This is a genomic window from Polaromonas potterensis (assembly GCF_033446725.1).
In the GTDB taxonomy this organism is placed as follows: Bacteria; Pseudomonadota; Gammaproteobacteria; order Burkholderiales; family Burkholderiaceae_C; genus Polaromonas.
The window spans coordinates 21,210-45,264 of record NZ_JAWQLX010000012.1 but is presented as its reverse complement, the minus strand read 5'-3'; the positions used below and the strand labels follow the sequence as shown (position 1 = coordinate 45,264).

Genomic DNA, 24,055 nt, shown 5'->3' with positions numbered 1-24,055 from the left:
CACGCCATGTTGCATCGCGCCATCAATCGCCGCCTGTTCTCCAGCACCCTGGTGCTCGCCCCCTGGGCGCTGGCGCTGCCGGCCCATGCCGCCAGTGCGGTTGTCGGCCAGGCCGCACCGGATTTTTCGGCGACCGACACCTCGGGCCAGCCCCGCAAGCTCAGTGACTTCAAAGGCAAGCTGGTGGTGCTGGAGTGGACCAACCCGGGCTGCCCCTTTGTGCGCAAACATTACAGCGGCAACCTGCAAGGCCTGCAAAAAGAGTTCGCCGCCAAAGGTGTGGTCTGGCTGGCCATCAACTCAACCGAAAGCAGCGACTACCTCGCGCCCGCCAAACTGGCCGGCTGGATGGTGGACAAACAGGCGGCACCCACGGCCACCCTGATGGACGTGTCGGGCGACATCGGCCGGTTGTATGGTGCCAAAACCACGCCACACATGTACATCATCAGCCCGCAAGGCCAGCTGATTTACGCCGGCGGAATAGACAGCATTCCCTCGGCCCGTGTGGCCGACATCCAGAACGCCACCAACTACGTGCGCCAGGGCCTGAACGAAGCGCTGGGCGGCAAGGCCCTCAGTGTCGCGTCCAGCCGGCCGTATGGCTGCTCGGTGAAATACAAGGACAAAACATGAGCCAGCTGGCCGCTCCCAAGGCTCATCACACCGCAGCGCATCGTGCGAAGGTGATCCAATGAGCCCACCCCTGTCCCCTGCCCAGCGTCTGCCATACATCCTGAGCCATTGCCGCACGATTGCGGTGGTCGGCCTGTCGCCCAAGCCGCACCGCACCAGTTTTGATGTAGCGCGTTACATGCAGGCCCAGGGTTACCGCATCATTCCGGTGAATCCGAATGCCACTGCGGTGCTGGGCGAAAAAGCCTATGCCAGTTTGAGTGAAGCCGCGCAGCACGAAAAAATCGACCTGGTGAACTGCTTTCGCCGCAGCGAAGACATTCCGCCCGTGGTGGATGAAGCCATTGCCATCGGTGCGCAAGCGGTCTGGATGCAACTCGGCATCAGCCATCCGGCCGCCGCGGCCAAGGCCGAAGCCGCCGGCCTGCTGGTGGTGCAAGACCACTGCCTCAAGATCGATCACCGTGTGCTGATGTCCAGCGGTTTGCTGACAAAACCACACGCGCCCGCATCGACGGTCTGATCTCTTGCGCTGGGGCGCTGGTTCCGGATAATGGCCGCATGCCCCTGCCCCACCGGCCCTTGCTGTCGTCCTCCGTCTGTTGGCTGGCCCTGCTGCTGGGCGGTTGTTCAAACATGGGGCCGGCGTCTGTGCACCGGGGCGAGACCCAAGTGGCGCCGCTGACTGTCAATGAACTGGTGCAGTCGGATGTGAACCGCGTGGCCACGCTGGGTATGCGTGACAACCTGGACAGCCTGTACCGGCTGCTCGACAAGCTCTACCGGCGCAACCCGACCGAGTGGCGCAAAACCAGCGCCGTGAGCCGCGACGCGGCAGTCCAGAAGGTACGCGAGGCCATAACCCAACGCACACCCTGGCCCGAGCTGAAAGGCCAACGCGACATTGCCGCCTTGTCGCTGGCCCTGGCGCCTGACTTCAAGGGCGACCGGGTCGCCGCGTTTATCTACGCCAGCGCCGACATGTTGATCGTTGCCCACGACAACCGAAGCACCTTCTACCTGGTCGATGGGCTGGACGCGCAACACATCTACAACGCCGCGCGCAACATCGAGTCGGCGGTCTGGCTGCTGGCAAGCCGGCGCAACACCGCAGGCCAACCCTTGCTGCTGGCCGATGAAATTTCCGCGCAGGAGCGCAACCTGAGTTTCGAGCGCGAGTTCGGCAAGGTCATAGGCCGGCTCGATTTATTGTCCGAGGTGCTGACTGAAAAATACCGCCGGGCCGTGATCAGTTATGTGCAAAACCTGGCCGGCGCCTCTTTCCTGCAGTTTCTGCCGGTGCGCTGAGCGGCCGGGCCGGCTCAGGCGGCCTGCCGGGCCTGGCCGTGCTCCAGCAACACAATCAATTCCTTGACGATGCCGTACATCACCGCGCGGTCCCGCGTCGGGTGGTCGGCAAACTGCACCACGGTGCTGCCTATGCTGGCAAAACTGAAGTCACTCGCCAGCCCCGGCGCCTGACCATAGACCACCGAGAGCCCGTACTGGGTCATCAGCGGCCCGCAAGCCTGCCAGTCACGCGTCCACTGCGGCAAGGCTTGGGCGTTGTCCCACAAGGTGCCCGCGCTTTCATAACATTCTTCAATGTGCTGGTGGCCCAGCAACTGCGCCAGGTGCCGCTCTTTGGCGATACAACTGCGAAAATACTCCTGATCGTTCATGCGCATGGCGGTGCCCCTTGGTCGAGTCCAGCAAACCCAGCCCCATGGTAAATCCGAATCAAGCCGGTGGGTAGCGCCGGCTTGATTCCTTCCCGGCGCCTGCTCTGAGACAATCGAGCCATGTTTGCTCCTCTTCAAAACGACACCTTTTTGCGCGCCTGCCTGCGTCAGGCCACCGATTACACCCCTGTCTGGCTGATGCGCCAGGCCGGGCGTTACCTGCCCGAGTACCGCGCCAGCCGCGCCAAGGCCGGCAGTTTCATGGGCCTGGCGACCTCGCCGGACTACGCCACCGAAGTCACGCTGCAGCCGCTGGAGCGTTACCCGCTGGACGCCGCCATCCTGTTTTCCGACATCCTGACCGTGCCCGACGCCATGGGCCTGGGCCTGAGTTTTGCGCTGGGCGAAGGCCCGCGTTTTGCCACGCCGGTGCGCGACGAAGCTGCCGTGGCCAAGCTGGAAGTGCCGGACATGGACAAGCTGCGTTATGTGTTTGACGCCGTCACCTCCATCCGCAAAGCCCTGAACGGCCGGGTGCCGCTGATCGGTTTTTCGGGCAGCCCCTGGACCCTGGCTTGTTATATGGTGGAAGGTGCGGGCTCCGACGACTACCGCCTGGTCAAAACCATGTTGTACCAGCGCCCCGACCTGATGCACAAAATGCTGGCCATCAATGCCGACGCCGTGGCCCTGTACCTGAACGCCCAGATTGAAGCCGGCGCCCAGGCGGTGATGATTTTTGACAGCTGGGGCGGTGTGTTGGCCGATGCGGCTTTCCAGACCTTCAGCCTGGCGTATACCCAACGTGTATTGCAGCAGCTCAAGCGCAGCCACAACGGCGTGATCATTCCGCGCCTGGTGTTTACCAAAGGCGGCGGCCTCTGGCTGGAGAAAATGGCCCAGCTGGACTGCGAAGTCTTGGGCCTGGACTGGACCGTGAACCTCGCCCAAGCCCGGGAGCGGGTTGGCGGTCGCATGGCACTGCAAGGCAACCTGGACCCGAATGTGCTGTTTGCCAAGCCGGACCAAATCGAGACCGAAGTGCGCCGCGTGCTGGACAGTTTTGGCCAGCCCCACGCGGACACCGCCAGCACCGGCCCCACCCATGTCTTCAACCTGGGCCATGGCATCAGCCAGCACACGCCGCCAGAAAGTGTGGAAGTGCTGGTGCGCGCCGTACACGCCTATTCACGCCAGATGCGGACCGGAACGCCCCATTAAGGCAGCGGCATGGGGCGCCAATAGCACAAAACCCGGCGCCGTCTCTAAGACTTATTCACAAAATTCTTGCTGCGGTGCCGCAATAATCGGTTAAGCGGCAAGATAGCGCTATCAAAGCCATAGCGCTTCTAAGTGATTGATTTATATAGGATTTTTAAATTGCATTTTTAGCGGGCAATTTAAGCAAAGCCTTGATTTATAAGGCCCCGGCGAGGTTCCAGGGCAATCTATCAACAAAGTTATCCACAGAAACCTTGGATTAGTTCAAAGCGGTTTTAAATCAAGCACTTACGGCGATTTTCCAAAATGAATCTGAAGACTTCCCCCTAACAAGCCCCTCTGCTTGACCGATTGCCCCTCCCCCACATGACTTATTGGCTCAGCATCGTTGTCGCCACCCCGGCCCACAGCCGAGTGGCGGGGGCGCTGACCTATGCCAGCGAGTGGCCACTTCCGCCGGGAAGCCTGGTGCGGGTGCCGTTGGGCAAACGCGAGATCCTCGGCGTGGTCTGGGCGGCCTTGCCGGACAGCGGTGATCTGCCGACTGCCCAGGCCAAAGCCGTGCTGGGCGTACTGGACGGTTTGGCACCGCTGTCGGCCACTTGGCGTCGGCTGGTCGGGTTTACCGCCAGTTATTACCAGCGCTCCATCGGCGAGGTGGCACTGGCCGCACTGCCGCCACAACTGCGCGAACTCAGCAGCGTACAACTCACGCGCCGGCTCAAACGGCCGCCGCCGGCGGCTGAGGATGCGCCAGACGCTACTAATTTAATAGCGCTTAGCGCAGAGCAGGAAAGGGCGATTGCCGAATTTGATGCCGATACCCGGCCAGCGCTGCTGTTTGGCGCGACCGGCAGCGGCAAAACCGAGGTCTACCTGCGCGCCGCCGCCCAAGTGCTGGCCGACGACCCCAGCGCCCAGGTGCTGGTGATGGTGCCCGAGATCAACCTGACGCCGCAGCTGCAAAGCCGGTTTGAAGAACGTTTTGCCCACCTCGGCAAAGCCCAGGTGGTGGCGCTGCACAGCGGCCTGACACCGGCGCAGCGGCTCAAAAGCTGGCTGGCGGCCCACGCCGGCCAGGCCCGGCTGGTGCTGGGCACCCGCATGGCGATTTTTGCCTCGCTGCCGAATTTGCGCCTGATTGTTGTCGATGAAGAACACGACCCCAGCTACAAGCAGCAGGAAGGCGCACGTTATTCGGCGCGTGACCTCGCGGTTTACCGCGCGATGCTGGAGAGCTCCGCCAACAACAGCGGCGGCATCACGGCTCCCTCTTCATCAGCTGGGGCCGCGGAACCGGCTTTGCCGGACCGCAGGCGCAGCGCCCCCTCGGGGGGCAGCGCAGTACGCGAAGCGACAAGCGTGGGGGCCATGTCCTGTCGCGTGTTGCTCGGCTCAGCCACACCGTCCCTCGAAAGCTGGCAGGCCACGGAGACCGGACGTTACCAGCGCCTGACGATGAACCAACGTATAGGCGGTGCGGCCCAGCACGGCCAGTTACCCACCGTGCGGCTGGTGGACATGAACCACCAGCCCAAACACTGCACCATCGCGCCGCCCTTGCTGGACGCCATCGCCCAGCGTATCGCGCGCGGCGAGCAGTCGCTGATTTTCCTGAACCGCCGCGGTTACGCCCCGGTGCTGGCCTGCCATGACTGCGGCTGGAAAAGTGAATGCCCGCATTGCAGCGCCTTCCGGGTGTTCCACAAAATCGACCGCACCCTGCGTTGCCACCACTGCGGTTTTACCGAACGGGTGCCGCGCGCCTGCCCGTCCTGCGGCAACATCGACATCGCGCCGCTGGGCAAGGGCACGGAACGGCTGGAGGAGCACATCGCCGAACTGCTGGCCGGCGGTGAGCACCCGGTCACGCGGCCGAACGGCAGCCCGCTGCGTATCGCCCGTATCGACGCCGACACCACACGCCTCAAGGGCGCGCTGGAGTCCCAACTCGCCAGCGTGCATGCCGGCGAGGTCGATGTGCTGGTCGGCACGCAAATGATTGCCAAGGGCCATGATTTTCGCCACATCACCCTCGTCGCCGCCATCAACCCCGACGGCGCCCTGTTCTCCAGCGACTTCCGGGCGCCGGAACGTCTGTTCGGCCTGCTGATGCAGGCCGCCGGCCGCGCCGGGCGTGACGCCGACCGCGGCGCCGCCAGCGAGATGTGGGTGCAGACCTTTCACCCCCAGCACCCGCTGTTTGGCGCGCTGAAAAAACACGACTACCCGGCGTTTGCGGCGCAGGAACTGAAAGAACGCGAAGCCGCCGGCATGTCCCCCTTCGGCTTTTCCGCCCTGGTGCGCGCCGAAGCCCGCACGCAGGACGTGGCCCAAGGCTTTTTGAACGCCGCCGCCGAAGCCGCGCAAGTGCAGGCGTTGCCGCAACACGACCAGGTCACGCCTTACCCGGCCGTGCCCATGACCATCCAGCGCGTGGCCAACATCGAACGCGCCCAGATGTTGATTGAAAGCAGTTCGCGCGCGGCGCTGCAACGTTTTCTGGCGGCCTGGCAGCCGGTGTTGCACCAGACCCGGCAACAGGCCGAGTTCAAAAGCCTGATCCGCTGGGCGATTGATGTGGATCCGCTGGCGATATAAAGAGCCCTCGCGAGGGGCCGCTGCGCCTGCGGCCCGCCTAAGCCGGTTCCGCGGCCCCGGCTGGGTCTGAATCGAAGCGCACGGCCGCGTCGGCCACAGGATGGCTTACTCAGCCGTCTCGCCAGAATCCTTGATGACCTGGGTCCAACGCTCCATTTCGGCTTGAACGAAGGTCTTGTGGCCGGACGGGGCGAGTCTCGCGTCCGTGACAATCCGCAATCCGAGGGCTTCCTGGCGTTTGATCAGGTCTGGGTCCTTCAAAGCCGCTTTTAGCGCCGCATTCAAGCGCGCCAACACCTCGGGCGGCGTGCCGCGCGGCGCGTAAAGCCCATGCCACACCGTCACATTGAAGCCCGGCAGGCCTGCCTCGGACAGTGTCGGCGTCTGCGCCAGTGAGGGCAAGGCGAGGCGGTCCGTACTACTGACGCCATACACCTTCACTTTTTTGCCTTCGATCTGTGGCACGGCGTTGGTCGCCTGTTCACACATCAGGTCCACCTGAGCGCCTATCAAGTCCGTCATGGCCGGGGCGGTCCCCTTGTAGGGAACCGTGGTCATTCTGGATTTCAGCGCGTTTTGCAGCATCAGCCCGCAAAGGTGGGATGCCGACCCAACGCCGGCATTGGCGAGATTCACACGCCCGTCAGCATCTGCAATCCACTTCCGCAATTCACCCAGATTGTTGGCGGCCAGCGTTGTTCTGCCTATCAGCACGGAAGGCGCTTCGTTGATCAGGCCGAGATACTCGAAGTCGCTCAGCGTGTTGTAGGGCAACTTTTTATAAAGCGCCGGCGCGGTGGCAAGACCAATGTGGTGAACCAGCAGCGTGTAGCCGTCGGGCTTGGCACGTGCGACGCGGGCTGCACCGATGGTTCCGCCGGCGCCAGCGGTGTTGTCGACGATGACGGTTTGACCCAGCGGTTTTCGCAAGGCTTCCGCGAGGTCGCGGGCGATTTTGTCGCTGGGGCCACCCGCCGCAAAGGGCACGACCAGGGTGACGGCTTTGTCGGGGAACTGTGCCCAGGCCGCATGGGTCCATGCGACCAGGCTGGCCCCTGCGATCGCCAGATGTCGTTTGAGATTTTTCATGTGTTTGTCTCCTTGTATTTATCGAACGAATCAGGCCGAGAGCGCGTGCATCTGGGCGTAGAGGTCGGCTTTGCCTTCAAAACCTATGCCTGGCAGTTCCGGCAAGGTGACGTGGCCGGCTATGACCTTCACGCCATCCGGGAAGCCGCCGTAAGGCTGAAAAAGATCGGGGTAGCTCTCGTTTCCACCGAGACCGAGGCCGGCGGCGATGTTGAGAGACATCTGATGCCCGCCGTGCGGGATGCAACGCGATGGCGACCAGCCAAACTGCTTGAGGACTTCCAGGGTCCGCAGGTATTCGACCAGGCCATAAGACAGCGCGCAGTCGAACTGCAGCCAGTCGCGGTCGGGGCGCATGCCGCCATGACGCAGCAGGTTGCGTGCGTCCTGATGCGAGAACAGGTTCTCGCCGGTCGCCATAGGCCCGGGGTAGTATTCCGAGATCGCGGCCTGCAGCGAATAGTCGAGCGGGTCGCCTATCTCCTCGTACCAGAACAGCGGGTACTCGCGCAGCATCTTGGCATAGGCGATGCCGGTCTCCAGGTCGAATCGGCCGTTCGCGTCCACCGCGAGTTGGGCTTCGGAGCCGATCTCTTTCAGCACCGCTTCGATGCGGCCTTTATCCTCGGCCAGCGAGGCACCGCCGATTTTCATTTTCACGACGTTGTAGCCGCGGTCCAGATAGCTGCGCATTTCCGCGCAGAGTGCACTGTTGTCCTTGCCAGGGTAGTAATAACCGCCGGCCGCATAAACGAAGACGCGCGGATTCGCCACCCTGTCGTTGCGCTCGGCCAGCATCCGGAACAGCGGCTTGCCCTCGATCTTGGCCACCGCGTCCCAGATCGCCATGTCGATGGTGCCGACAGCGACGGAGCGTTCACCGTGCCCACCCGGTTTTTCGTTGCTCATGACCGCCGCCCACACCTTGGAGGGATCGATGTTGGAGCCTGCTTCATTGAGCAAACTCTCGGGCGCCGCCTGGAGGATACGGTCGCGAAAGCGCTCACGGATCAACCCTCCCTGGCCGTAGCGGCCGTTGGAATTGAAGCCGTAGCCGACGACCGGCTTGCCATCCCGAATCACGTCCGTGATCACGGCCACCAGGCTCAATGTCATCTTGCTGAAGTCGATATAGGCGTTGCGGATAGGCGAACTGATGGGAACTGTTTTTTCTCTGATCTCGACGATTTTCATGTTTGCTTCCGTGAAGGGATGGACTCGGATCGTTATGATCGTCAAGACCGCTGCATTTGACCAATGCTGTTTTTTTTCTCTTCAATGCTTTCAAGGCACTGGGCATGAACGTCTCCTGGCTCGAAGATTTTTTGGTGCTGGCGACGACGGGCAACTTTTCCCGCGCCGCAGATGAGCGCCACATGACCCAACCGGCTTTCGGCCGCCGGGTGCGGGCGCTGGAGGAGTGGATAGGAACCGAGCTTTTCGACAGGCGTTCACAGCCCGTTCGCCTGACAGAGGCGGGGCAGTGGTTTCACGGCGTCGCCCATGATTTGCTGGCCCAGGTGGCCCGTGTCCCGGGCGAGGCCCGGGCCGTTGCCGAGGCCAGTTCGAATTCACTCCGTTTTGCGGCAACACATGCCTTGTCGTTTACCTTCATGCCAGGCTGGCTGCGCAGTTTCGAGGCGCATACCATGGCAGGCACCATCCAGCTGGAGTCTGATGTGTTGCTGCGCTGCGAAGCGCTGATGGAGCAGAGCAAGGTGCAGTTCGTGGTGTGCCATGCGCATCCCCAAGCGGTCGGCCGACTGCAAGCGGATGCTTATCCCTCGGTGAAGATAGGCGCGGATGTTCTCGTGCCCGTGACCGCCGTGGATTCCGATGGTCATCCGATACACACGCTCCAGGCCGGCAAGACGGCTGTCCCGCTTCTGAGCTACAGCGCCGAGTCAGGCCTTGGACGCCTCTTGCGCGAAACACGGCTTGACGCCCTGGAGAACGTTTCAACGCAGACCGTTTTCACGGCACATCTCGCATCGGTTCTCAGAACCATGGTGCTGGACGGACGTGGCCTTGCCTGGTTACCGCAGACCCTCATCCAGGACGATCTTGCCAGTCACCGTGTCGCCCAAGCAGGCGTGGGAGACTTGTGCATCGAGCTCGAAATCAGGCTTTTCCGATCTCGCAATTCGATGGGGCGTGCAGCCGAGGCGCTGTGGGACGCCATCGTGGGGGCTGGCGTCGCTGTTGGGTAGCCGGAGTTGACCCGTAGATTGCACCTCTACCGTGACTCCGACCGACGCTTTGGGTCCGTTGTTGATCGTCACGAACGACCGCTGACCGGCAAGTCAATCCAGTGGATTCCTACCTCCCGAGTCCTCAAGTCAACCAGGCCACCGCCGCCGAAAAGCTGAAAAATGCCAGCACCGTCGACAACAAAATGATACGTGCGATGCGGCCATTGTTGGCGCCAAACTTCTCGGCCAGCAGCGAGGCATTGCTGGCACTGGGCAAAGCCGCCACCAGCACAATCACCGTCAGCGCAAACGGCTGCAGCGGCACCCCCAGCGCGATGGCGCCCAGGCCGACCAGCCCCACCAGCACCGGGTGTAACACCAGTTTGATCAGTGCCACGGGCACGTAGTCCTTGAACGGAATCACTTCTACGCTGTTCATTTGAGAGCGTGCCAACACCGCCCCTATGGTGAACAGCGCCACTGGCGCCGCCGCGTCGGCCAGCAGGCCCAGCGTCTGCATCACCGGGGCTGGCAGCGTCAGCTGCAGGCCGGATGACACGGCGCCCAGCACAATCGCCCAGGGCATGGGGTTGAGGGCAACACCCCGCAACGCCTTGCGCGCCGCCACGCCGGCGCCGTGGCTGTCTGCCGAATCCAGCCGCGACAAGGCGATACACAGCGAGGTGGTCACCAGCAGGTCCACCACGATGGTGACAATCGCCGGGCCGGCGGCCTGGGCGCCCAACAGCGCCACCAGCAGCGGCACCCCCATAAAACCGGTGTTCGGAAAAGCCGCCACCAGCGCGCCGAAAGACGCGTCGTTCCATCCGATACGGCCCGGTGGCCGATCGCGCGTGACGGCCACCGTGAACGCCACGATGAGGAGCGCACACAGCAGGTAGACACCGAGTACGCCGAGGTCCAGCAACTGAGCCACCGGCGTGCTGGCGCCGAAGCGGTACAACATGCAGGGCAGCGCGAAATAAAGCACAAAGGTGTTCAGGCCGGGAATCGCCGGCTGCGGCAGCAGGCCGCGCCGCGCCGCCAGGTAACCGCAGAGCACCAGCGCAAAGAAAGGAAAGGTGACGAGAAGAATGCCTAACACAAAGCCTATTGTCGCCGCAGCCCTTGGCGCGGCGCTGACTGGCTATGATGGCCGCTAGCCCGACTTTTTTCGGGGGGCCGCTTGCCCCCCTCCTGCCGACTTCCGTTTTTTCCACGCCTCCCGCCTGCATGTCTTCTTCTCCCGCCTCCCCTGCCGCTCACGGACTCAACCTCGCCCAACAAGAAGCTGTCAACTACATGCACGGCCCCTGCTTGGTGCTGGCCGGTGCCGGCTCGGGCAAAACGCGGGTGATCACCCACAAGATAGGCCGGCTGCTCCAGGCCGGGCTGCCGGCGGCCAACATTGCCGCCATCACATTTACCAACAAGGCCGCCGCCGAAATGCGCGAGCGCGCCAAAAGCCTGATTGGCAAGGCGGCCAAGGGGCTGGTGATCTGCACCTTCCACGCGCTGGGTGTGCGCATGTTGCGCGAGGACGGTGCGGCGCTGGGCCTGAAACCGCAGTTCTCCATCCTGGACAGCGACGACGTCACGAGTATTTTGAAAGACGCCGGCGGCAGCGTCGACGCGGCCACCGCGCGGCAGTGGCAGTGGACCATCAGCGCCTGGAAAAACCAGGGCCTGAACGCGGCCCAGGCCGAGGGTGTGGCCAACGGCGATGAAGAACGTCTGATCGCCCGCGTCATGGCGCGTTATGAAGAACGCCTGACGGCTTACCAGAGTGTGGACTTTGACGACCTGATCGGCCTGCCGCTCAAGCTGCTGAAAGAACACGAGGCCGTGCGCAGCAAATGGCAGCAGACCATGGGCCATGTGCTGGTTGATGAATACCAGGACACCAACGCCACGCAGTACGAGGTGCTGAAGCTGCTGGTCGGTGAACGTGGCCGTTTTACCGCCGTGGGTGACGACGACCAGTCGATTTACGGCTGGCGCGGCGCCACGCTGGACAACCTGAAGAAGCTGCCGGTTGATTACCCGAGCCTGCGCGTGATCAAGCTGGAGCAGAATTACCGCTCCACCAGCGCCATCCTGCGCGCCGCCAACAACGTGATTGCGCCCAATCCCAAGCTGTTCCCGAAAACGTTGTTCAGCGAACTCGGCGAAGGCGAACCGGTGCGTGTGGTCGATTGCGACAGCGAAGAACATGAAGCCGAACGCGTGGTCGCACGTATCCAGAGCCTGCGCGCCGGCGCGGAGCTGCAGCCCGTGGGTGCCCAGTACAAGGAATGGAAAGATTTTTGCGTCTTGTACCGCGCCAACCACATGGCCAAGCCGTTTGAAAAAGCTTTTCGCAAGGCGCAGATCCCCTACAAGGTCTCGGGCGGACAAAGCTTTTTTGATCGCGCCGAGATCAAGGACTTGTGCAGTTGGATGGTCTTGATGATCAACAACGACAACAACGCAGCCTTCATCCGTTCGATCAAGACACCGAAACGCGGCATTGGCCACACCACCCTGGGCGCGCTGAGCACTTTTGCCGACAAATACAAACTCAGCATGTTCGAGGCGCTGTTCAGCCACTCGCTGAGCGCGGCGCTGCCGGCCAAGGCGGTCGCCTCGCTGCATGAGTTTGGGCGTTATCTCAACGACCTGGAGTACCGCGCCAAACGCACGGTGGGCGCCGAAGACGCGCGCAGTTTCCTGAACGACTGGCTCAAGGAAATCGACTACGAAAAACACCTGTACGACGGCGAGGACAGCGAGAAGGTCGCCGCCGCGCGCTGGAACAATGTGATGGATTTTTGCGACTGGATGGCGCAGCGCTGCGGTGGGCAGATTGACGATGCGGCCGGCGCCACCACCGCACGCGAAACCAAAACCATGCTCGAGGTGGTGCAGACGATTGCGCTGCTGTCGACCATCAGCGAACGTGAAGGCGACCAGAACGTGGTGACCTTGTCCACCCTGCATGCGTCCAAAGGCCTGGAGTGGCCCCACGTGGTGCTGGCCGGCTGCAACGAAGGCCTGCTGCCCTTCAAGCTGGAAGACGACGACGGCAGCAACACCGAAGACCTGGCGCTGCGCCTGCAGGAAGAACGCCGCCTGATGTATGTGGGCATCACCCGCGCCCAGCGCACCCTGGCGGTGAACTGGTTACGCCGGCGCAAGAAAAACCGCGACACCGTGGCCGGCATCCCGAGTCGTTTTATTGCCGAGATGGGCCTGGACAAAACCACGGTCAAGGAAGACCCGCGCGAAAAGATCAAGGCCTTACGCGCCGAGTTTGCCAAACGTGCGGCCGACAGCGCCGTCGCGAACAGCCTGGCCGAGGCCGCCAGAGACGCCAGCCAGGCGGGGGGCCAGTGATGACCCATTTCATCGCCACCCGAGTCGCTATTGTTTTTATAGCTGCTTGCGCCCTGTCCACCTGGGCTAGAGCCCAAAATGATACAAAAAAATCGACGCCAACCGCCGCCAGCGTGGCCTGCCCATCGGCCGCACAACTCCAGCCGGTGCAGCTGTATGGCGCGTGGCGCGTGCAATTCAGTCAGCCGCCAGCCGGCCTGCCCGCCGATGCCACCATGCGGCTGGAGCGGCATGCCGAGTTCAGCGAGAGTCTGGCCGGCGCCGTCAGCCGTGAGCTGGGGGCCGCGGCCGGTAGCCGCGCGGTGGCCGGCCATGCGGCCAGGGCCCAGTTGGCCGGCGATCTGGAAGACGGGTTTTTGACCCTCGACGAATCCTCCAACGGCATCAGCATCACAGGCACCTGGAATGGTGAAATGGTAGAAGGATCATGCGGAAAAAAATTCAAGGGAACCTGGAAAGACACCAGCAGCAGCGCACCGCCCGACGCGGCGGACGTGCCGTTCACCCTGGAAAGAAACCCGGGATGGTGAGCCTGACCGCGACGGCTGTGCAAAAAATCTCCGCGCTGCTGGGTTTGAGCTTGCTGGCCGCCGGCCTGGCCCAGGCGCAGACCGGGACCAACGTGGCGCAGCCGGAGCGCAACCCCCTCGGTTGGCAGGCCTGCCAGGCCATGGGCAGCGATGCCACGGCGCAACTGGCCTGTTTCAAAAACTGGGCCGCATCGCAACCGCCGACTGCGTCAACGTCAACGGCCGCCTCCGCTTCGCAGCAACCCGACACGGCCACCGCCTTACCGGCCGTGCAGGTCGTTCAAGTCCAGGCGCCGGACGGCAAAAAGATAGGCTGCCGGGACACCAAATACTCCGAACTCGCACGCTTCTGGGAGCTGCAAAAAGGCAGCGACTGCGACACCTTTGGCCTGCGCGGCTACCGGCCCATCAGCATGATGTGGATAGGCTCGGACGGCGTCAACAACCAGCCCTCCTCCCCCTCGCCTGGCCACACCGTGAGCACGCCCTTCCACTATGAACGGAACGAGACGCGGCTACAGCTGTCGGTGCGCACCAAGGTCGCCAAGGGTTTGTTGACCTCGGCCACCGAGGACGACGCCGCCAGCGACTCCTTGTGGGTTGGCTACACGCAGCAAAGCTCCTGGCAACTTTTCAACGGCACGGTCTCGCGGCCCTTTCGCACCACCGACCATGAGCCCGAGGTGGTCTACATCTACCCGCACATGATCGACCTGCCGGGCGGCTGGAAATACCGGCTGAGCGGCCTGGCCCTGAACCACCAGTCCAACGGCCAGAGCCTGCCGCAGTCGCGCAGCTGGAACCGGGTCTACCTGATGGGCGCGGCCGAAAAAGAGCTGGGTGGCGACGCCCGCCTCACGGTGCAGGGACGCATCTGGCACCGTCTGCGGGAATCGGCGCAGAACGACGACAACCCGGGCATCACCGATTACATAGGCCGTGCCGAACTGGCTGGCGCGTGGCAGGTCAACAAGCGGCACACCCTGGGCATGACTGTGCGTCATTCGCTCAAGTCCGAGGCGCGTGGCTCGGTCAAGCTGGAATGGATGAAGGCCTCCACCGCCATTGCCGACAGCGCCGCCCTGCGTTACCACGTGCAGCTGTTCAGCGGCTACGGTGACAGCCTGGTGGACTACAACCGCCGCCGCACCGTGCTGGGCATAGGCCTGAGCCTGGTGGACTGGTAGACAAGACCGGCTCACGCTATTGCGCACCTGCGACAGTCCCTGACGGACAGCCACTCGGAAAGGCCACCTGCACGGGGTCCGGTCTCACCCTTGCTGCAGCTTTGTGAACAACGCAAGGCCTGTTGACTCGCCAGCTTGAGCGGACACATACACAACCGCGGCAGCCTCCACCGAAAACATCCATCGGGCGCCGGGGCCCGCGCTACCTCATCGCAAGCGCAGCCGATGTGCTATTTTTAGAGCGACTGCAAGCCCCACAACTCAACGCTGTGTCGCGCCGAAACGCGCTATCGCCATCCTGGCCAGGGCATCGATCGAATCGGTCAGCACGATGCCCAGCGCGGCACGTTGTGCATGTGGCACGGCCAGGGGCAGCTCGGTGCAGCCCAGCACCACGGCCTCGGCGCCTCGCGCCACCAGCCGGCGTATACATTCGGCAGCGGGCGCAAACGCGTCATCGGGGCGGTTGCCTTTGACGGCGGCGATGGCATCCACACACAGCTGAAGTTCTTCCTCGTCGGGCACGATCACGCTGTGGCCGCGTTGCGCCAGCGGCCCTTGGTACAGCCCTAGCTTGAGCGTGGCGGGTGTGCCCATGAGGCCGATGCGCGCCCTGGCCACCCCCAGCCTGGCCAGGTCCTCACACACCGCATCAACGATGTGCAGCAGCGGCACCCTGGCCTGCTGCGCCATTTGCTCGAACCAGAGGTGGGCGGTGTTGCAGGGAATGGCGATCAGCCGCGCGCCCGCGCCTTCAAGCCGGCGTATGCCTGCCATCATGGCGGCCAGCGGGTCTTCCCCCTGGCCCAGGCGTGCCGAGGAACGGTCAGGCACACGCGGGTCGTTGCACAACAGGACCGGGATATGGTCCTGGTCGCATCCGGCTGGCGTCAGCGCCACCAGCCGGGTGGCAAAGGTGCTGCCGGCCAGCGGGCCCATGCCGCCCAGAATGCCCAGCAGGTCGGCGCTGGGTGGCTTATGCATGGCGCGGGGCCCGTGACAGGACTTCACCGGGCAAGGCGCCAGTGGCGCACTGGCCGTCCCAGACCTGTTGGCCGTTGACCCAGACGCCGCGGATACCTTCGCTGGCTTGCACCGGTTGCTCGAAAGTGGCGCGGTCGCTCACGTTCGCGGGGTCAAACACCACCACGTCGGCGCGGTAACCCACACGCAGCAGGCCACGGTCCGCCAGGCCATAGTGGCGCGCCGCCAGCCCGGTCATCTTGTGGATCGCGGTCTCTATTGGCAACACGCCTCGCTCGCGCACCAGGGTGCGCAACACATTGGTGAAAGTGCCCCACTGGCGCGGGTGCGGGTGCGGGTCAAAAGGCAAACCGTCGGAGCCCACCATGGCCAGCGGGTGGCGCATGATGCGCTCCACATCGGCTTCGTCCATCAGGAAATAAATCGCACCGGCCGGTGCCAGGCGTTCCAGCGTTTGCACATCGTCCAGGCCCAGCTCGGCCTGGATGTCGGCGAAGTCGCGGCCCTGGGCCGCCGGCATGGCGCTGGACCAGGTGATCAGGGTACGCCGCGCAATCCGCACGCGGTCCAGCCGCAACATGGTCGAGGTCGCCGGGTAAGGGTGACAGTCCAGACACACCGGCTGCAGGCGCGCCGCCTGGTCGATCAGCGCCAGGGTTTCCTGCGAGCGCCCATGGTTGTTGCCACCGGCCAGCTTGTGGTGCGAGAACACCACCAGGCAGTCGAGTGCCCGGCCAATCTGCAGGGCTTCTTCCATGGCCGGCACGATGTGGTCGGCCTCGTCGCGCAAATGGGTGGCGTACAGGCCGCCGTGGCGGCGCAGCGGTCGGCCCACTTCGATGATTTCTTCGGTAGGCGCGTGTGCGGCCGGCGGGTAAAAGGTGCCGGTGGACATGCCGAAGGCGCCGGCCTCCAGCGCCTCGGTCAGCAAGGCCTGCATCTGCGCCATCTCGGGCGCGGTCGCGGCGCGGCCGGTGTTGTCCATCACGGCCACACGCAAGGTGGTGTGGCCAACCAGCGGCACCACGTTGACGGCCGCAGGCGCTGCGCGCAGCGCGTCTATCCAGGCCTGGAAGGTGGCAAAACGAAACAGCCGGGCCGGGCCCAGCAGGTCCAGCGGCTGCGGCACCTCGCTGCGCACCAGCGGCGCCAAGCTGATGCCGCAGTTGCCGGTCACCACCGTGGTGATGCCTTGCGACACCTTGGGTGTCATGTCCCGATGCACCAGCAGGTAACCGTCGTCGTGGGTGTGTGAGTCAATAAACCCCGGTGCCACGATGCAGCCGCTGACATCGAGGACCGCCACATCGGCCGGCATGTGGTGCCTGTCACCGATCGCGGCAATGCGATCACCGTCGATCAGCAGGTCGGCATGCACCGGCGCGGCGCCGCTGCCGTCAACCAGCAGGCCACCGGCCAGAATCAGCCGGGGGGCGGGTGTGGTGGGCCGCATTCAGTCGAGCTTCTCGATCTTGGCGCTCTCGACCACCTCGGTCCAGCGCGCGGTTTCGCGGTCAATCATCTGCTTGAACTGGGCCGGTGTGCCGCCGGCGGGCACGGCCCCCAGGCGGGCCAGACCCTCACGAACTTGCGGCGTCTTCAGCGCGGCCTGGATGGCGGTGTTCAGCTTGTCGATGATGGGCTGAGGCACTTTTTTCGAGGCCACAATACCGCCCCAGCTCACGGTTTCGTAACCCTTGAGGCCGGCTTCGTCCAGCGTCGGCACGGCCGGCAACAGCGGCAGGCGTTTCAGGCTGGTCACGCCCAGCGCGCGCACCTTGCCGGCCGCGGCCAGCGGCACCACTTCGGACGAGTTGGCGAACAGGTAGTCGGTGCGGCCACCCAGCAAGTCCTGCAGCGCGGCCGGCCCACCGTTGTAAGGCACATACAAGACGTCAATCTTGGCCATGCTGCGGAACAACTCACCACTCATGTGGCCGGTGGTGCCTATGCCGGGCGCGCCGAAGGACAACTTGCCCGGGTTCTTGCGGGCCGCGTCAATCACGGCGCCCGCGCTTTGGTAAGGCGAGTCGGCGCGCACAATCATCACGTTGTACAGATCAAAGGCATGGGCCACGGGCACCAGGTCGCGGTCCACGTCGTAAGGCAGCTTCTTGAACAACGAGCGGTTGACGGCCAGCGTGTTCACATTGCCGTAACCGATGGTGTAGCCATCCGCCGGTTTGCCGATGATGTTGAGAATGCCGATGTTGCCGGCCGCACCGGGCTTGTTGTCGATCACCACGGGTGTGTGCAGAATTTTCGCCAGCTCGTTGGTGATGACACGCGACAAGACGTCGGGCGAACCCCCGGCGGCCGAGGGCACCACGAAGGTGATGGGCTTTTCGGGATAATCAGCCAGGGCCGCGGGCGCGGTCGCCATCATCGAGAGGCCGGCCGTCAAAGAGGCCAGCCAGGGGGTGAGCGTGAAGTGGCGCATGTCGTGGTGTATCGGTTGGTTGAAGATACCACCCAGAATACCGGCAGACGCGAAAATCTCCTCATTCATTAATGTCCACAGCCAATAAGCGGCTGTTATGGTTTAAGACGAGGCACCAGGTGGAAAACGATTCAATCAGCGCAGACACCGACGGCGGCAGCGAGCCGAGCCGTCCGCTCAACCTGCGCCAGATCGAAGTGTTCCGCGCCATCATGATCGCCGGTTCAGTCAGTGCCGCCGGGCGCATGCTGCATGTCTCGCAACCCGCGATCAGCCGGGTGTTGTCGCTGACCGAGAGCCGCCTGGGCTTTCAGTTGTTCGAGCGCCAGCGCACCCGCTTGTTGCCCACGCCCGAGGCGCGCCGCCTGTTCGGCGAGGTCGAAGGCCTGTACCACGGCATCCAGCGCATCAACGACCTGGCCAGCAACCTGGCGCGTTCAGGCGCGGGCCGGCTGCGCATCGCCACCAGCGCGAGTTTTGGCGAGCGGCTGATCCCGATGGCGCTGGAGCGTTTTTGCAAACGCAACCCCGGCGTGCATGTGTCTTGCCGCAACGTGACGTATGACGAACTCGCCGCGCGTTTTCTCACGGGTGACGTGGACATCGCCATTTCCATGCTGGCGCCCGACCACGCCAACCTGCAGGCCACCGCGCTGGGGCAGGACGAACTGGTCTGCCTGGTGCCCGGCAAACACCCGCTGGCGCAGCAAGACGCTGTGCGCGCCGAGGACTTGCGCGCGGTGCGCTGGATCGGCTACCCGCCCGCCGCACCTTTGGGGCGCTTGTTGAGCGCGCTGCTCGGGCCGGAAATCGCTGCCTCGGCGCAGATCGAAGTGCACTCGCCCACCACCGCCATCGCGTTTGCGCACCAAGGGCTGGGCGCCGCGCTGGTGGTCGGCTGGAGCCTGCCGCGGGTGCTGCCGCCCGGCATGGTGGTGCTGCCTGTGATCGCATCCACGCCGGTGAACATCTGGGCCGTGCATTCCCGGCTGGAACCGTTGCCGGTGCTGGCGCAACGTTTTCTCACGGCGGTGAGCCACGTGCTGAAAGCCGACAAACAACCATCACATTTCGGCAGCGCACCATAACGGTGGGCTATTGCCGCTTGGCGGCTTGAGTGCCATGGCCTGGCCGCCAACCCGCATGTGGCGTGGTTTTGCAGGCGATGCCGGGTTTTATTCCGCGATGCCTGGCCGTGTCCGCCACGGCCACGCCGGGCATTTACGCCAACCGGCCGGCGCGGCATCATCGGTGAGGTCTTCAACCTCTATCTGTGAGCAAACCATGAGTCAAAACAAGATCGGCCTGGCCGTTGCGCAAATGGGGCCGGTGCACCTCGCCGACAGCCGCACCGCCGTCGTCAAACGCCTGCTGGACATGATGCGCGAGGCCAAGGCGCGGCAAGCCGACCTGGTGGTTTTTCCCGAACTGGCGCTGACCACGTTTTTCCCGCGCTACTGGATGAGCCAGGAAGAAGCCGAGGCCCGTTTTTTTGAAGCACAGATGCCCAATGCCGAGGTGCAGCCGCTGTTCGACGAAGCTCGCAAGCTGGGCATTGGTTTTTACCTGGGCTATGCCGAGCTGACACCCGAAGGCCGGCCCTACAACACGGCCATCCTGGTCGACAAGTCCGCCAACATCGTCGGCAAATACCGCAAGGTGCACCTGCCCGGCCACGTCGATCACAAGCCCGACGCGCCTTTTCAGCACCTGGAGAAGAAATTCTTCGATGTCGGTGATAAACCCTGGGGCGTGTGGGACACGCTGGGCGCCAAGATCGGCATGGCCTTGTGCAATGACCGCCGCTGGCCCGAGACCTGGCGCGTGATGTCGCTGCAAAGCGCCGAGATCGTGGTGCTGGGCTACAACACACCGTCGCAAAACATCCATTGGGACGAACCGGTGCACCTGCGCATGCACCACCACCTGATCACGCTGCAGGCCAGCGCCTACCAGAACTGTGTGTGGGCAGCCGCTGCCGCCAAGTGCGGCCGGGAAGACGGCTTTCACATGATAGGCGGCTCCGTCATCGTGTCGCCCACCGGCGAAATTGCAGCCCAGGCCAGCACGGAAGACGACGAAGTGATTGCGGTCCAGGCCGACCTGGACCTGGGCAAAGCCTTCCGCCAAAACGTCTTCGACTTCGCCCGCCACCGTCGGCCCGAGTATTACCAGCTGATCGTGGACCGCGTGGGGCCGGGCGAGCCGCTGCCACGGTAACTAGCGGGTTGGTTTGAATGGTTTGGGGCGCTTGCTTGCTACATTTTCAATAGCTGCTGGCGCCCACGCTTACTGGGCCAGAGGCCAATTTTTCTTGAAACGTTCGGCCTCGGCTGCCAGTCTTTTATTCGGCGCGCCCCTTTTTTGAGTCAAACAGGGCTCTAGCCCACGAAGGATGGACGCCAGCAGCTATTGTTTGTATAGCGCCTGCATGGCCTTGTCTGAGCTTGCCGATCAAAAAGAAGCGGGCGCTTGTCATGGCCAGAAGCAACAGCCCCCGACGCGCAAAGGCCCATACACACTTCAGAGTGGTGGACGCGATGGACCTAGTTCTGCTGACAGGCCAGCAGACGTGCTCAAACTGAAGCACACCAATATTCGGGACAGCGCACCCTGGATCGTGCGAAACAAAACCGGCGCACGCCTGGGCATTGAAGTCACTGGAGAACTGGCGGCCGTCATCGCCAGAATCGGCGAGCGTCTTGGCTTGCCACCGGCACGGCTATCCGATCTCGCCCAGGCTCATTTGTTTCATGGCTGCAATGTCTCACATCACGCGGGCAGGGGCGGGGTTGTGCAGACCTTCCCTAGCAAACGACACGCTCAGAAGGGCAACGGGGAAAAGCAATGTTGATCCGCGTAACTGACAGAAATTCTTCTGGGGCGCGTCGCCCCTGCCTTGCTCACGACTCACACCGCTACGCTGGTAGAGGCAATTCCCGCGCAGTCCGATAGCTCAAGGACGCCTCGACGTCTCGGGTGCAGGACGTTAGCGACAAGTGCGAACGCGCAATCGGTTAGATGACCTGGGGCTTTCTCTGGCTTATAAATATAGATGTTGACTAAAACAGCATTTTCGCTATATTCTATATTCATGCCAAAAACCGCCCACGCCCTCCTGCATCTCCCGCCAGCAACTGCTGCAGCCATCGAAAAGCTTGGCGCCGATTTGGCCGTCGCCCGCTTGCGCCGCAAGGAGTCATTGAAGACCTGGGCAAAGCGCATGGGAGTATCGGTGCCTACGCTGCAGCGGCTCGAAGCCGGCGACCCTGGAGTCGGCATCGGCATTGTCGCGACCGCACTTTGGCTTATCAAGCGCGACGGCGAACTGAGCAATCTCGCGGCACCGGAACACGACCAAGGCGCCATCGAAATGAATGTCCGGGAGGCCGTTGAACTCGGTCGCGCACGCGCCCAGGCCTCTGCAGAAGCACGCATAAACGCAAACCGGAAGAATGGCTGAGATGCGATTGAACGACTTGTACCTCTGGCACCTGGGTGATCCGGCAACGCCGCGCTACGTCGGCGCACTGAAGCTCGTCTCCGCTGGCAAGGGCGTTTCCTTGCATTACGGGAAGGAGTGGCTGGCCAACGGGTTCGCACTGAGCGAGGACCTCCCGCTTGTTGACAACGAGTTCTTTCCGCCAGGACGTTTAACGGCCGATGCGCAGCGCGCGGTCGGTGCTGTCGACGACGCGCGACCGGACCGTTGGGGTGAGAAGGTCATTCGCTTCGTGGACAAACCCAAACGCCTCTCCCTGATGGATTACCTGTACTACGCCGGCGACGACCGATTCGGCGCACTCGGTGTTTCCACATCGTCGAGCAACTACAGTCCTCGAGCCCTGGGTCCGCTGCCTCGGCTAGAGGATGCGCAACAGCTCAGTGACGTTGCTGCCAAGATTGAAGCCTCGGAGCCCCTCACTGCCTTGGAAGCCAAAATCATTGCTGGTGGCGGTAGTCCGCTCGGTGGCGCGAAGCCCAAAGCGCTCATCGACATCGACGGCCAGCAGTGGGTCATAAAGTTCTTCAACAACGAGCCCGTCGACACACCGCTCATCGAGCACGCGACGATGACGCTGGCCGCGCGCGCAGGCATCACGGTGGCCGAGACACAGCTCATCCCTCTCGTCGGGACGCACGCCGTCGCCATTCGCCGCTTCGACCGCGAACAGGGTCAGAGAATTCACAGCATCTCAGCAGGCACCGCTATCCGGGCTGCGACCGCATCGGGCGCTGAGCCCGAGATGGGATACCCCGCACTGGCGCAAATTCTCCGCCGGGTCGGAATTACCCGGGATGACATCAACCTTGAGGACGCGCGCGAACTCTTCCGTCGCATGGTCTTCAACATCCTGGTCGATAACACGGATGACCACGAGAAGAACCACGCACTACTGGTCGTAAACCCGTTTGATAATGGCCGCCTGAAGCTGGCGCCGGCGTATGACGTCCTGCCGACGAATTCGGGGCAGGGGTTCCAGGAGTTCATCTGCGGCGATTACGGCAGGGACTCAACGCTCGAAAACGCCATGTCGCAGTGCGCTGCATTCGGGCTGCTGCCCGCGGAGGCTGCAGCAGAAGTCGCCGCCGTCATTGATGTCGTGAACGCCTGGCAGCAGCACTTCGCGCACGCCGGAGTATCGGCGCGCGACATCAAGAGTCTGGCCGAGCGCATCGACGGCGGAGAGCTCTTGACCCAGCGCATTAACTTCGACAAAACCCGGTTTCAGTCCGCGCCGGCTAGGCAAAAGAGAGCAAGTCCCTTTCGGCGCGCCTGAAGTCCTCATAGGACAAACCAGTCTCCGACCACGCGAGTGGTACCAACCAGAGCCGTTCGACGCGCGGCTCACATTATGTTGCCCACTGAATAGAGGAGATGGCATTTCAGCCGGGCGGCTTCATGCCTGAAGAAGAAATCATCTCAGACATACAAGGACCGCACCATTGGTGCCGGAGCGGTCTTTGTCGGGCTTAGCAACTCCTAGCAAGAACGGCTAGCCTGCGTCAGGTTGCGGGAATTGCCCTTCAGTGGCCTTCCACCGAGATGGGCGTAAACGGCCTACGGATGGCCTCGCTCCGCTGGCTATTGGCCGTCCTGGTTGGGGTGGTGCAGCTAGTTATGGCTCCCGGCCTGTCGCCGAGCAGAGGTGCAGTAACTTTTCGGGCTAAACACTCTTGTCCTTCAGTTACTGCAGAAGTTGCTGCACAATCGCTCAGATGCCTGTGGAAGTTACCGGACTTCTTTAGGCATGAAAAAAGCCCTAACGTGTTGTCACGTAAGGGCTTTTGGACATCCTCGGATTAGTGAGGACTAGTATTTGGTGGCCTGGGGCGGAATCGAACCACCGACACAAGGATTTTCAATCCTCTGCTCTACCGACTGAGCTACCGGGCCTAAGCCTCAGATTATATATCATCAGGCGGCGCGCTTACCCCGGGTCAGATCCACACCCAGTTGTTTTAGCTTGCGATACAGGTGGGTGCGCTCCAGGCCGGTCTTCTCCGCGACGCGGGTCATGGAGCCGCCTTCCTTGGCCAGATGAAATTCGAAATAGGCTTTTTCAAATTCATCACGCGCGTCACGCAAGGGTTTTTCAAGCAGGAAACTTTGGGTGGCTTGTGGGCCGAGCTCCACGGCGACGGCCATCATGCTGCCCGCCATGGCGGCGTCCACCGTCAGGTCCACCGCATGCAACAGGGTGGTGGGTGCAACCAGCGGTTTGCGGCCCACGGATTTCACGAGGCCCTGCTCCACCGCCTTGAGCAGCTTTTGCAGGGTGATGGGTTTTTCCAGGAAGGCCATCGCGCCAATCTTGGTGGCTTCGACTGCGGTGTCTATGGTGGCATGGCCGCTCATCATGATCACCGGCATGCTCAGCAGGCCGCTGGACGACCACTCCTTGAGCAGGGTGACGCCGTCGGTGTCGGGCATCCAGATATCCAGCAGCACCAGGTCGGGCCTGGCCCGGTTGCGTGCGGCGCGCGCCTGGGCGGCGTTTTCTGCGAGTTCGACCTGATGACCTTCGTCATTGAGAATTTCCGAGAGCAGGTCGCGTATGCCCAGCTCGTCGTCAACTACCAGAATATTTGCCATGATTGAATCACTATCCCTAAC

The 24,055-nt window shown here is 63.0% G+C and carries 22 protein-coding genes and 1 tRNA gene; 14 read left to right on the top strand and 9 right to left on the bottom strand.

Annotated elements, in window-relative coordinates; all coding sequences use genetic code 11:
• The first annotated feature begins 6 nt into the window (after positions 1-6).
• From R6254_RS19160 to R6254_RS19150, 3 genes are read left to right on the top strand one after another with little or no spacing between them, the layout of a single operon-like run.
• Complete coding sequence (locus R6254_RS19160; protein WP_318409237.1) at positions 7-636, top strand: thioredoxin family protein; 630 nt, start codon at positions 7-9, stop codon at positions 634-636.
• Positions 637-694: 58 nt separating this feature from the next.
• Entirely contained in the window at positions 695-1,159 is a 465-nt protein-coding gene (locus R6254_RS19155) for a CoA-binding protein (RefSeq protein WP_318409235.1), read from the top strand.
• 38 nt (positions 1,160-1,197) lie between these two features.
• Positions 1,198-1,944: a hypothetical protein gene (locus R6254_RS19150; protein WP_412103198.1), complete on the top strand. Its 747-nt coding sequence runs from the start codon at positions 1,198-1,200 to the stop codon at positions 1,942-1,944.
• 14 nt (positions 1,945-1,958) lie between these two features.
• Here R6254_RS19150 and R6254_RS19145 read toward each other — a convergent pair whose 3' ends face one another.
• The gene (locus R6254_RS19145) at positions 1,959-2,324 is read right to left on the bottom strand and encodes an aminoacyl-tRNA synthetase (RefSeq protein ID WP_318409233.1); all 366 of its coding nucleotides are present in this window, start codon (positions 2,322-2,324) and stop codon (positions 1,959-1,961) included.
• A 114-nt stretch (positions 2,325-2,438) separates the two neighbouring features.
• Here R6254_RS19145 and hemE point away from each other — a divergent pair, with 114 nt between their 5' ends.
• Complete coding sequence (hemE, locus tag R6254_RS19140) at positions 2,439-3,539, top strand: uroporphyrinogen decarboxylase (RefSeq protein WP_318409231.1); 1,101 nt, start codon at positions 2,439-2,441, stop codon at positions 3,537-3,539.
• Positions 3,540-3,905: 366 nt separating this feature from the next.
• Complete coding sequence (priA, locus tag R6254_RS19135; RefSeq protein WP_318409229.1) at positions 3,906-6,140, top strand: replication restart helicase PriA; 2,235 nt, start codon at positions 3,906-3,908, stop codon at positions 6,138-6,140.
• Positions 6,141-6,245: 105 nt separating this feature from the next.
• Here priA and R6254_RS19130 read toward each other — a convergent pair whose 3' ends face one another.
• Positions 6,246-7,229, bottom strand: a complete 984-nt coding sequence (locus R6254_RS19130) for a tripartite tricarboxylate transporter substrate-binding protein (protein WP_318409227.1) — start codon at positions 7,227-7,229, stop codon at positions 6,246-6,248.
• A gap of 30 nt (positions 7,230-7,259) precedes the next feature.
• Positions 7,260-8,423: a mandelate racemase/muconate lactonizing enzyme family protein gene (locus R6254_RS19125; RefSeq protein WP_318409225.1), complete on the bottom strand. Its 1,164-nt coding sequence runs from the start codon at positions 8,421-8,423 to the stop codon at positions 7,260-7,262.
• A gap of 56 nt (positions 8,424-8,479) precedes the next feature.
• On the opposite strand from R6254_RS19125, the gene R6254_RS19120 reads away from it, so the two are divergent.
• Positions 8,480-9,439, top strand: a complete 960-nt coding sequence (locus R6254_RS19120) for a LysR family transcriptional regulator (protein ID WP_318409223.1) — start codon at positions 8,480-8,482, stop codon at positions 9,437-9,439.
• A 124-nt stretch (positions 9,440-9,563) separates the two neighbouring features.
• On the opposite strand, the gene R6254_RS19115 is transcribed toward R6254_RS19120, so the two are convergent.
• Complete coding sequence (locus R6254_RS19115; RefSeq protein WP_318409221.1) at positions 9,564-10,526, bottom strand: AEC family transporter; 963 nt, start codon at positions 10,524-10,526, stop codon at positions 9,564-9,566.
• Between the two features lie 128 nt (positions 10,527-10,654).
• On the opposite strand from R6254_RS19115, the gene R6254_RS19110 reads away from it, so the two are divergent.
• Genes R6254_RS19110 through R6254_RS19100 form a run of 3 tightly spaced genes read left to right on the top strand, consistent with a single transcriptional unit; the run spans position 10,655 to position 14,513 of the window.
• Positions 10,655-12,796, top strand: a complete 2,142-nt coding sequence (locus R6254_RS19110) for a UvrD-helicase domain-containing protein (RefSeq protein ID WP_318409220.1) — start codon at positions 10,655-10,657, stop codon at positions 12,794-12,796.
• Positions 12,796-13,326: a hypothetical protein gene (locus R6254_RS19105; protein WP_318409218.1), complete on the top strand. Its 531-nt coding sequence runs from the start codon at positions 12,796-12,798 to the stop codon at positions 13,324-13,326. The genes R6254_RS19110 and R6254_RS19105 overlap by 1 nt, the downstream gene beginning before the upstream one ends.
• The gene (locus R6254_RS19100) at positions 13,320-14,513 is read left to right on the top strand and encodes a phospholipase A (protein WP_318409217.1); all 1,194 of its coding nucleotides are present in this window, start codon (positions 13,320-13,322) and stop codon (positions 14,511-14,513) included. The genes R6254_RS19105 and R6254_RS19100 overlap by 7 nt, the downstream gene beginning before the upstream one ends.
• Before the next feature lie 261 nt (positions 14,514-14,774).
• On the opposite strand, the gene cuyB is transcribed toward R6254_RS19100, so the two are convergent.
• Genes cuyB through R6254_RS19085 form a run of 3 tightly spaced genes read right to left on the bottom strand, consistent with a single transcriptional unit; the run spans position 14,775 to position 17,937 of the window.
• Positions 14,775-15,497: a cysteate racemase gene (gene cuyB, locus R6254_RS19095; protein ID WP_318409215.1), complete on the bottom strand. Its 723-nt coding sequence runs from the start codon at positions 15,495-15,497 to the stop codon at positions 14,775-14,777.
• Entirely contained in the window at positions 15,490-16,950 is a 1,461-nt protein-coding gene (locus R6254_RS19090) for an N-acyl-D-amino-acid deacylase family protein (protein ID WP_318409213.1), read from the bottom strand. Before R6254_RS19090 ends, cuyB begins: the two co-directional genes overlap by 8 nt.
• Positions 16,951-17,937, bottom strand: coding sequence for a Bug family tripartite tricarboxylate transporter substrate binding protein (locus R6254_RS19085; protein ID WP_318409365.1), 987 nt, complete (start codon positions 17,935-17,937; stop codon positions 16,951-16,953).
• A gap of 119 nt (positions 17,938-18,056) precedes the next feature.
• On the opposite strand from R6254_RS19085, the gene R6254_RS19080 reads away from it, so the two are divergent.
• From R6254_RS19080 to R6254_RS19060, 5 genes are all read left to right on the top strand, one after another.
• Positions 18,057-19,025: a LysR family transcriptional regulator gene (locus R6254_RS19080; protein WP_318409212.1), complete on the top strand. Its 969-nt coding sequence runs from the start codon at positions 18,057-18,059 to the stop codon at positions 19,023-19,025.
• Positions 19,026-19,221: 196 nt separating this feature from the next.
• Complete coding sequence (locus R6254_RS19075) at positions 19,222-20,157, top strand: N-carbamoyl-D-amino-acid hydrolase (RefSeq protein WP_318409210.1); 936 nt, start codon at positions 19,222-19,224, stop codon at positions 20,155-20,157.
• Positions 20,158-20,509: 352 nt separating this feature from the next.
• A complete protein-coding gene (locus R6254_RS19070; protein ID WP_318409209.1) occupies positions 20,510-20,791 on the top strand; it encodes a site-specific integrase in 282 nt (93 codons plus the stop codon).
• Between the two features lie 240 nt (positions 20,792-21,031).
• Positions 21,032-21,400 carry an XRE family transcriptional regulator gene (locus R6254_RS19065; protein WP_318409207.1) on the top strand — a complete coding sequence of 123 codons (369 nt, stop codon included), beginning with the start codon at positions 21,032-21,034 and terminating at the stop codon, positions 21,398-21,400.
• A 1-nt stretch (position 21,401) separates the two neighbouring features.
• Positions 21,402-22,718 carry a type II toxin-antitoxin system HipA family toxin gene (locus R6254_RS19060; protein WP_318409205.1) on the top strand — a complete coding sequence of 439 codons (1,317 nt, stop codon included), beginning with the start codon at positions 21,402-21,404 and terminating at the stop codon, positions 22,716-22,718.
• 541 nt (positions 22,719-23,259) lie between these two features.
• Here R6254_RS19060 and R6254_RS19055 read toward each other — a convergent pair.
• Both R6254_RS19055 and R6254_RS19050 read right to left on the bottom strand, forming a co-directional pair.
• Positions 23,260-23,335: transfer RNA gene (locus tag R6254_RS19055), tRNA-Phe, on the bottom strand.
• 21 nt (positions 23,336-23,356) lie between these two features.
• The gene (locus tag R6254_RS19050) at positions 23,357-24,034 is read right to left on the bottom strand and encodes a response regulator (protein ID WP_318409203.1); all 678 of its coding nucleotides are present in this window, start codon (positions 24,032-24,034) and stop codon (positions 23,357-23,359) included.
• Between the last annotated feature and the right edge of the window lie 21 nt (positions 24,035-24,055).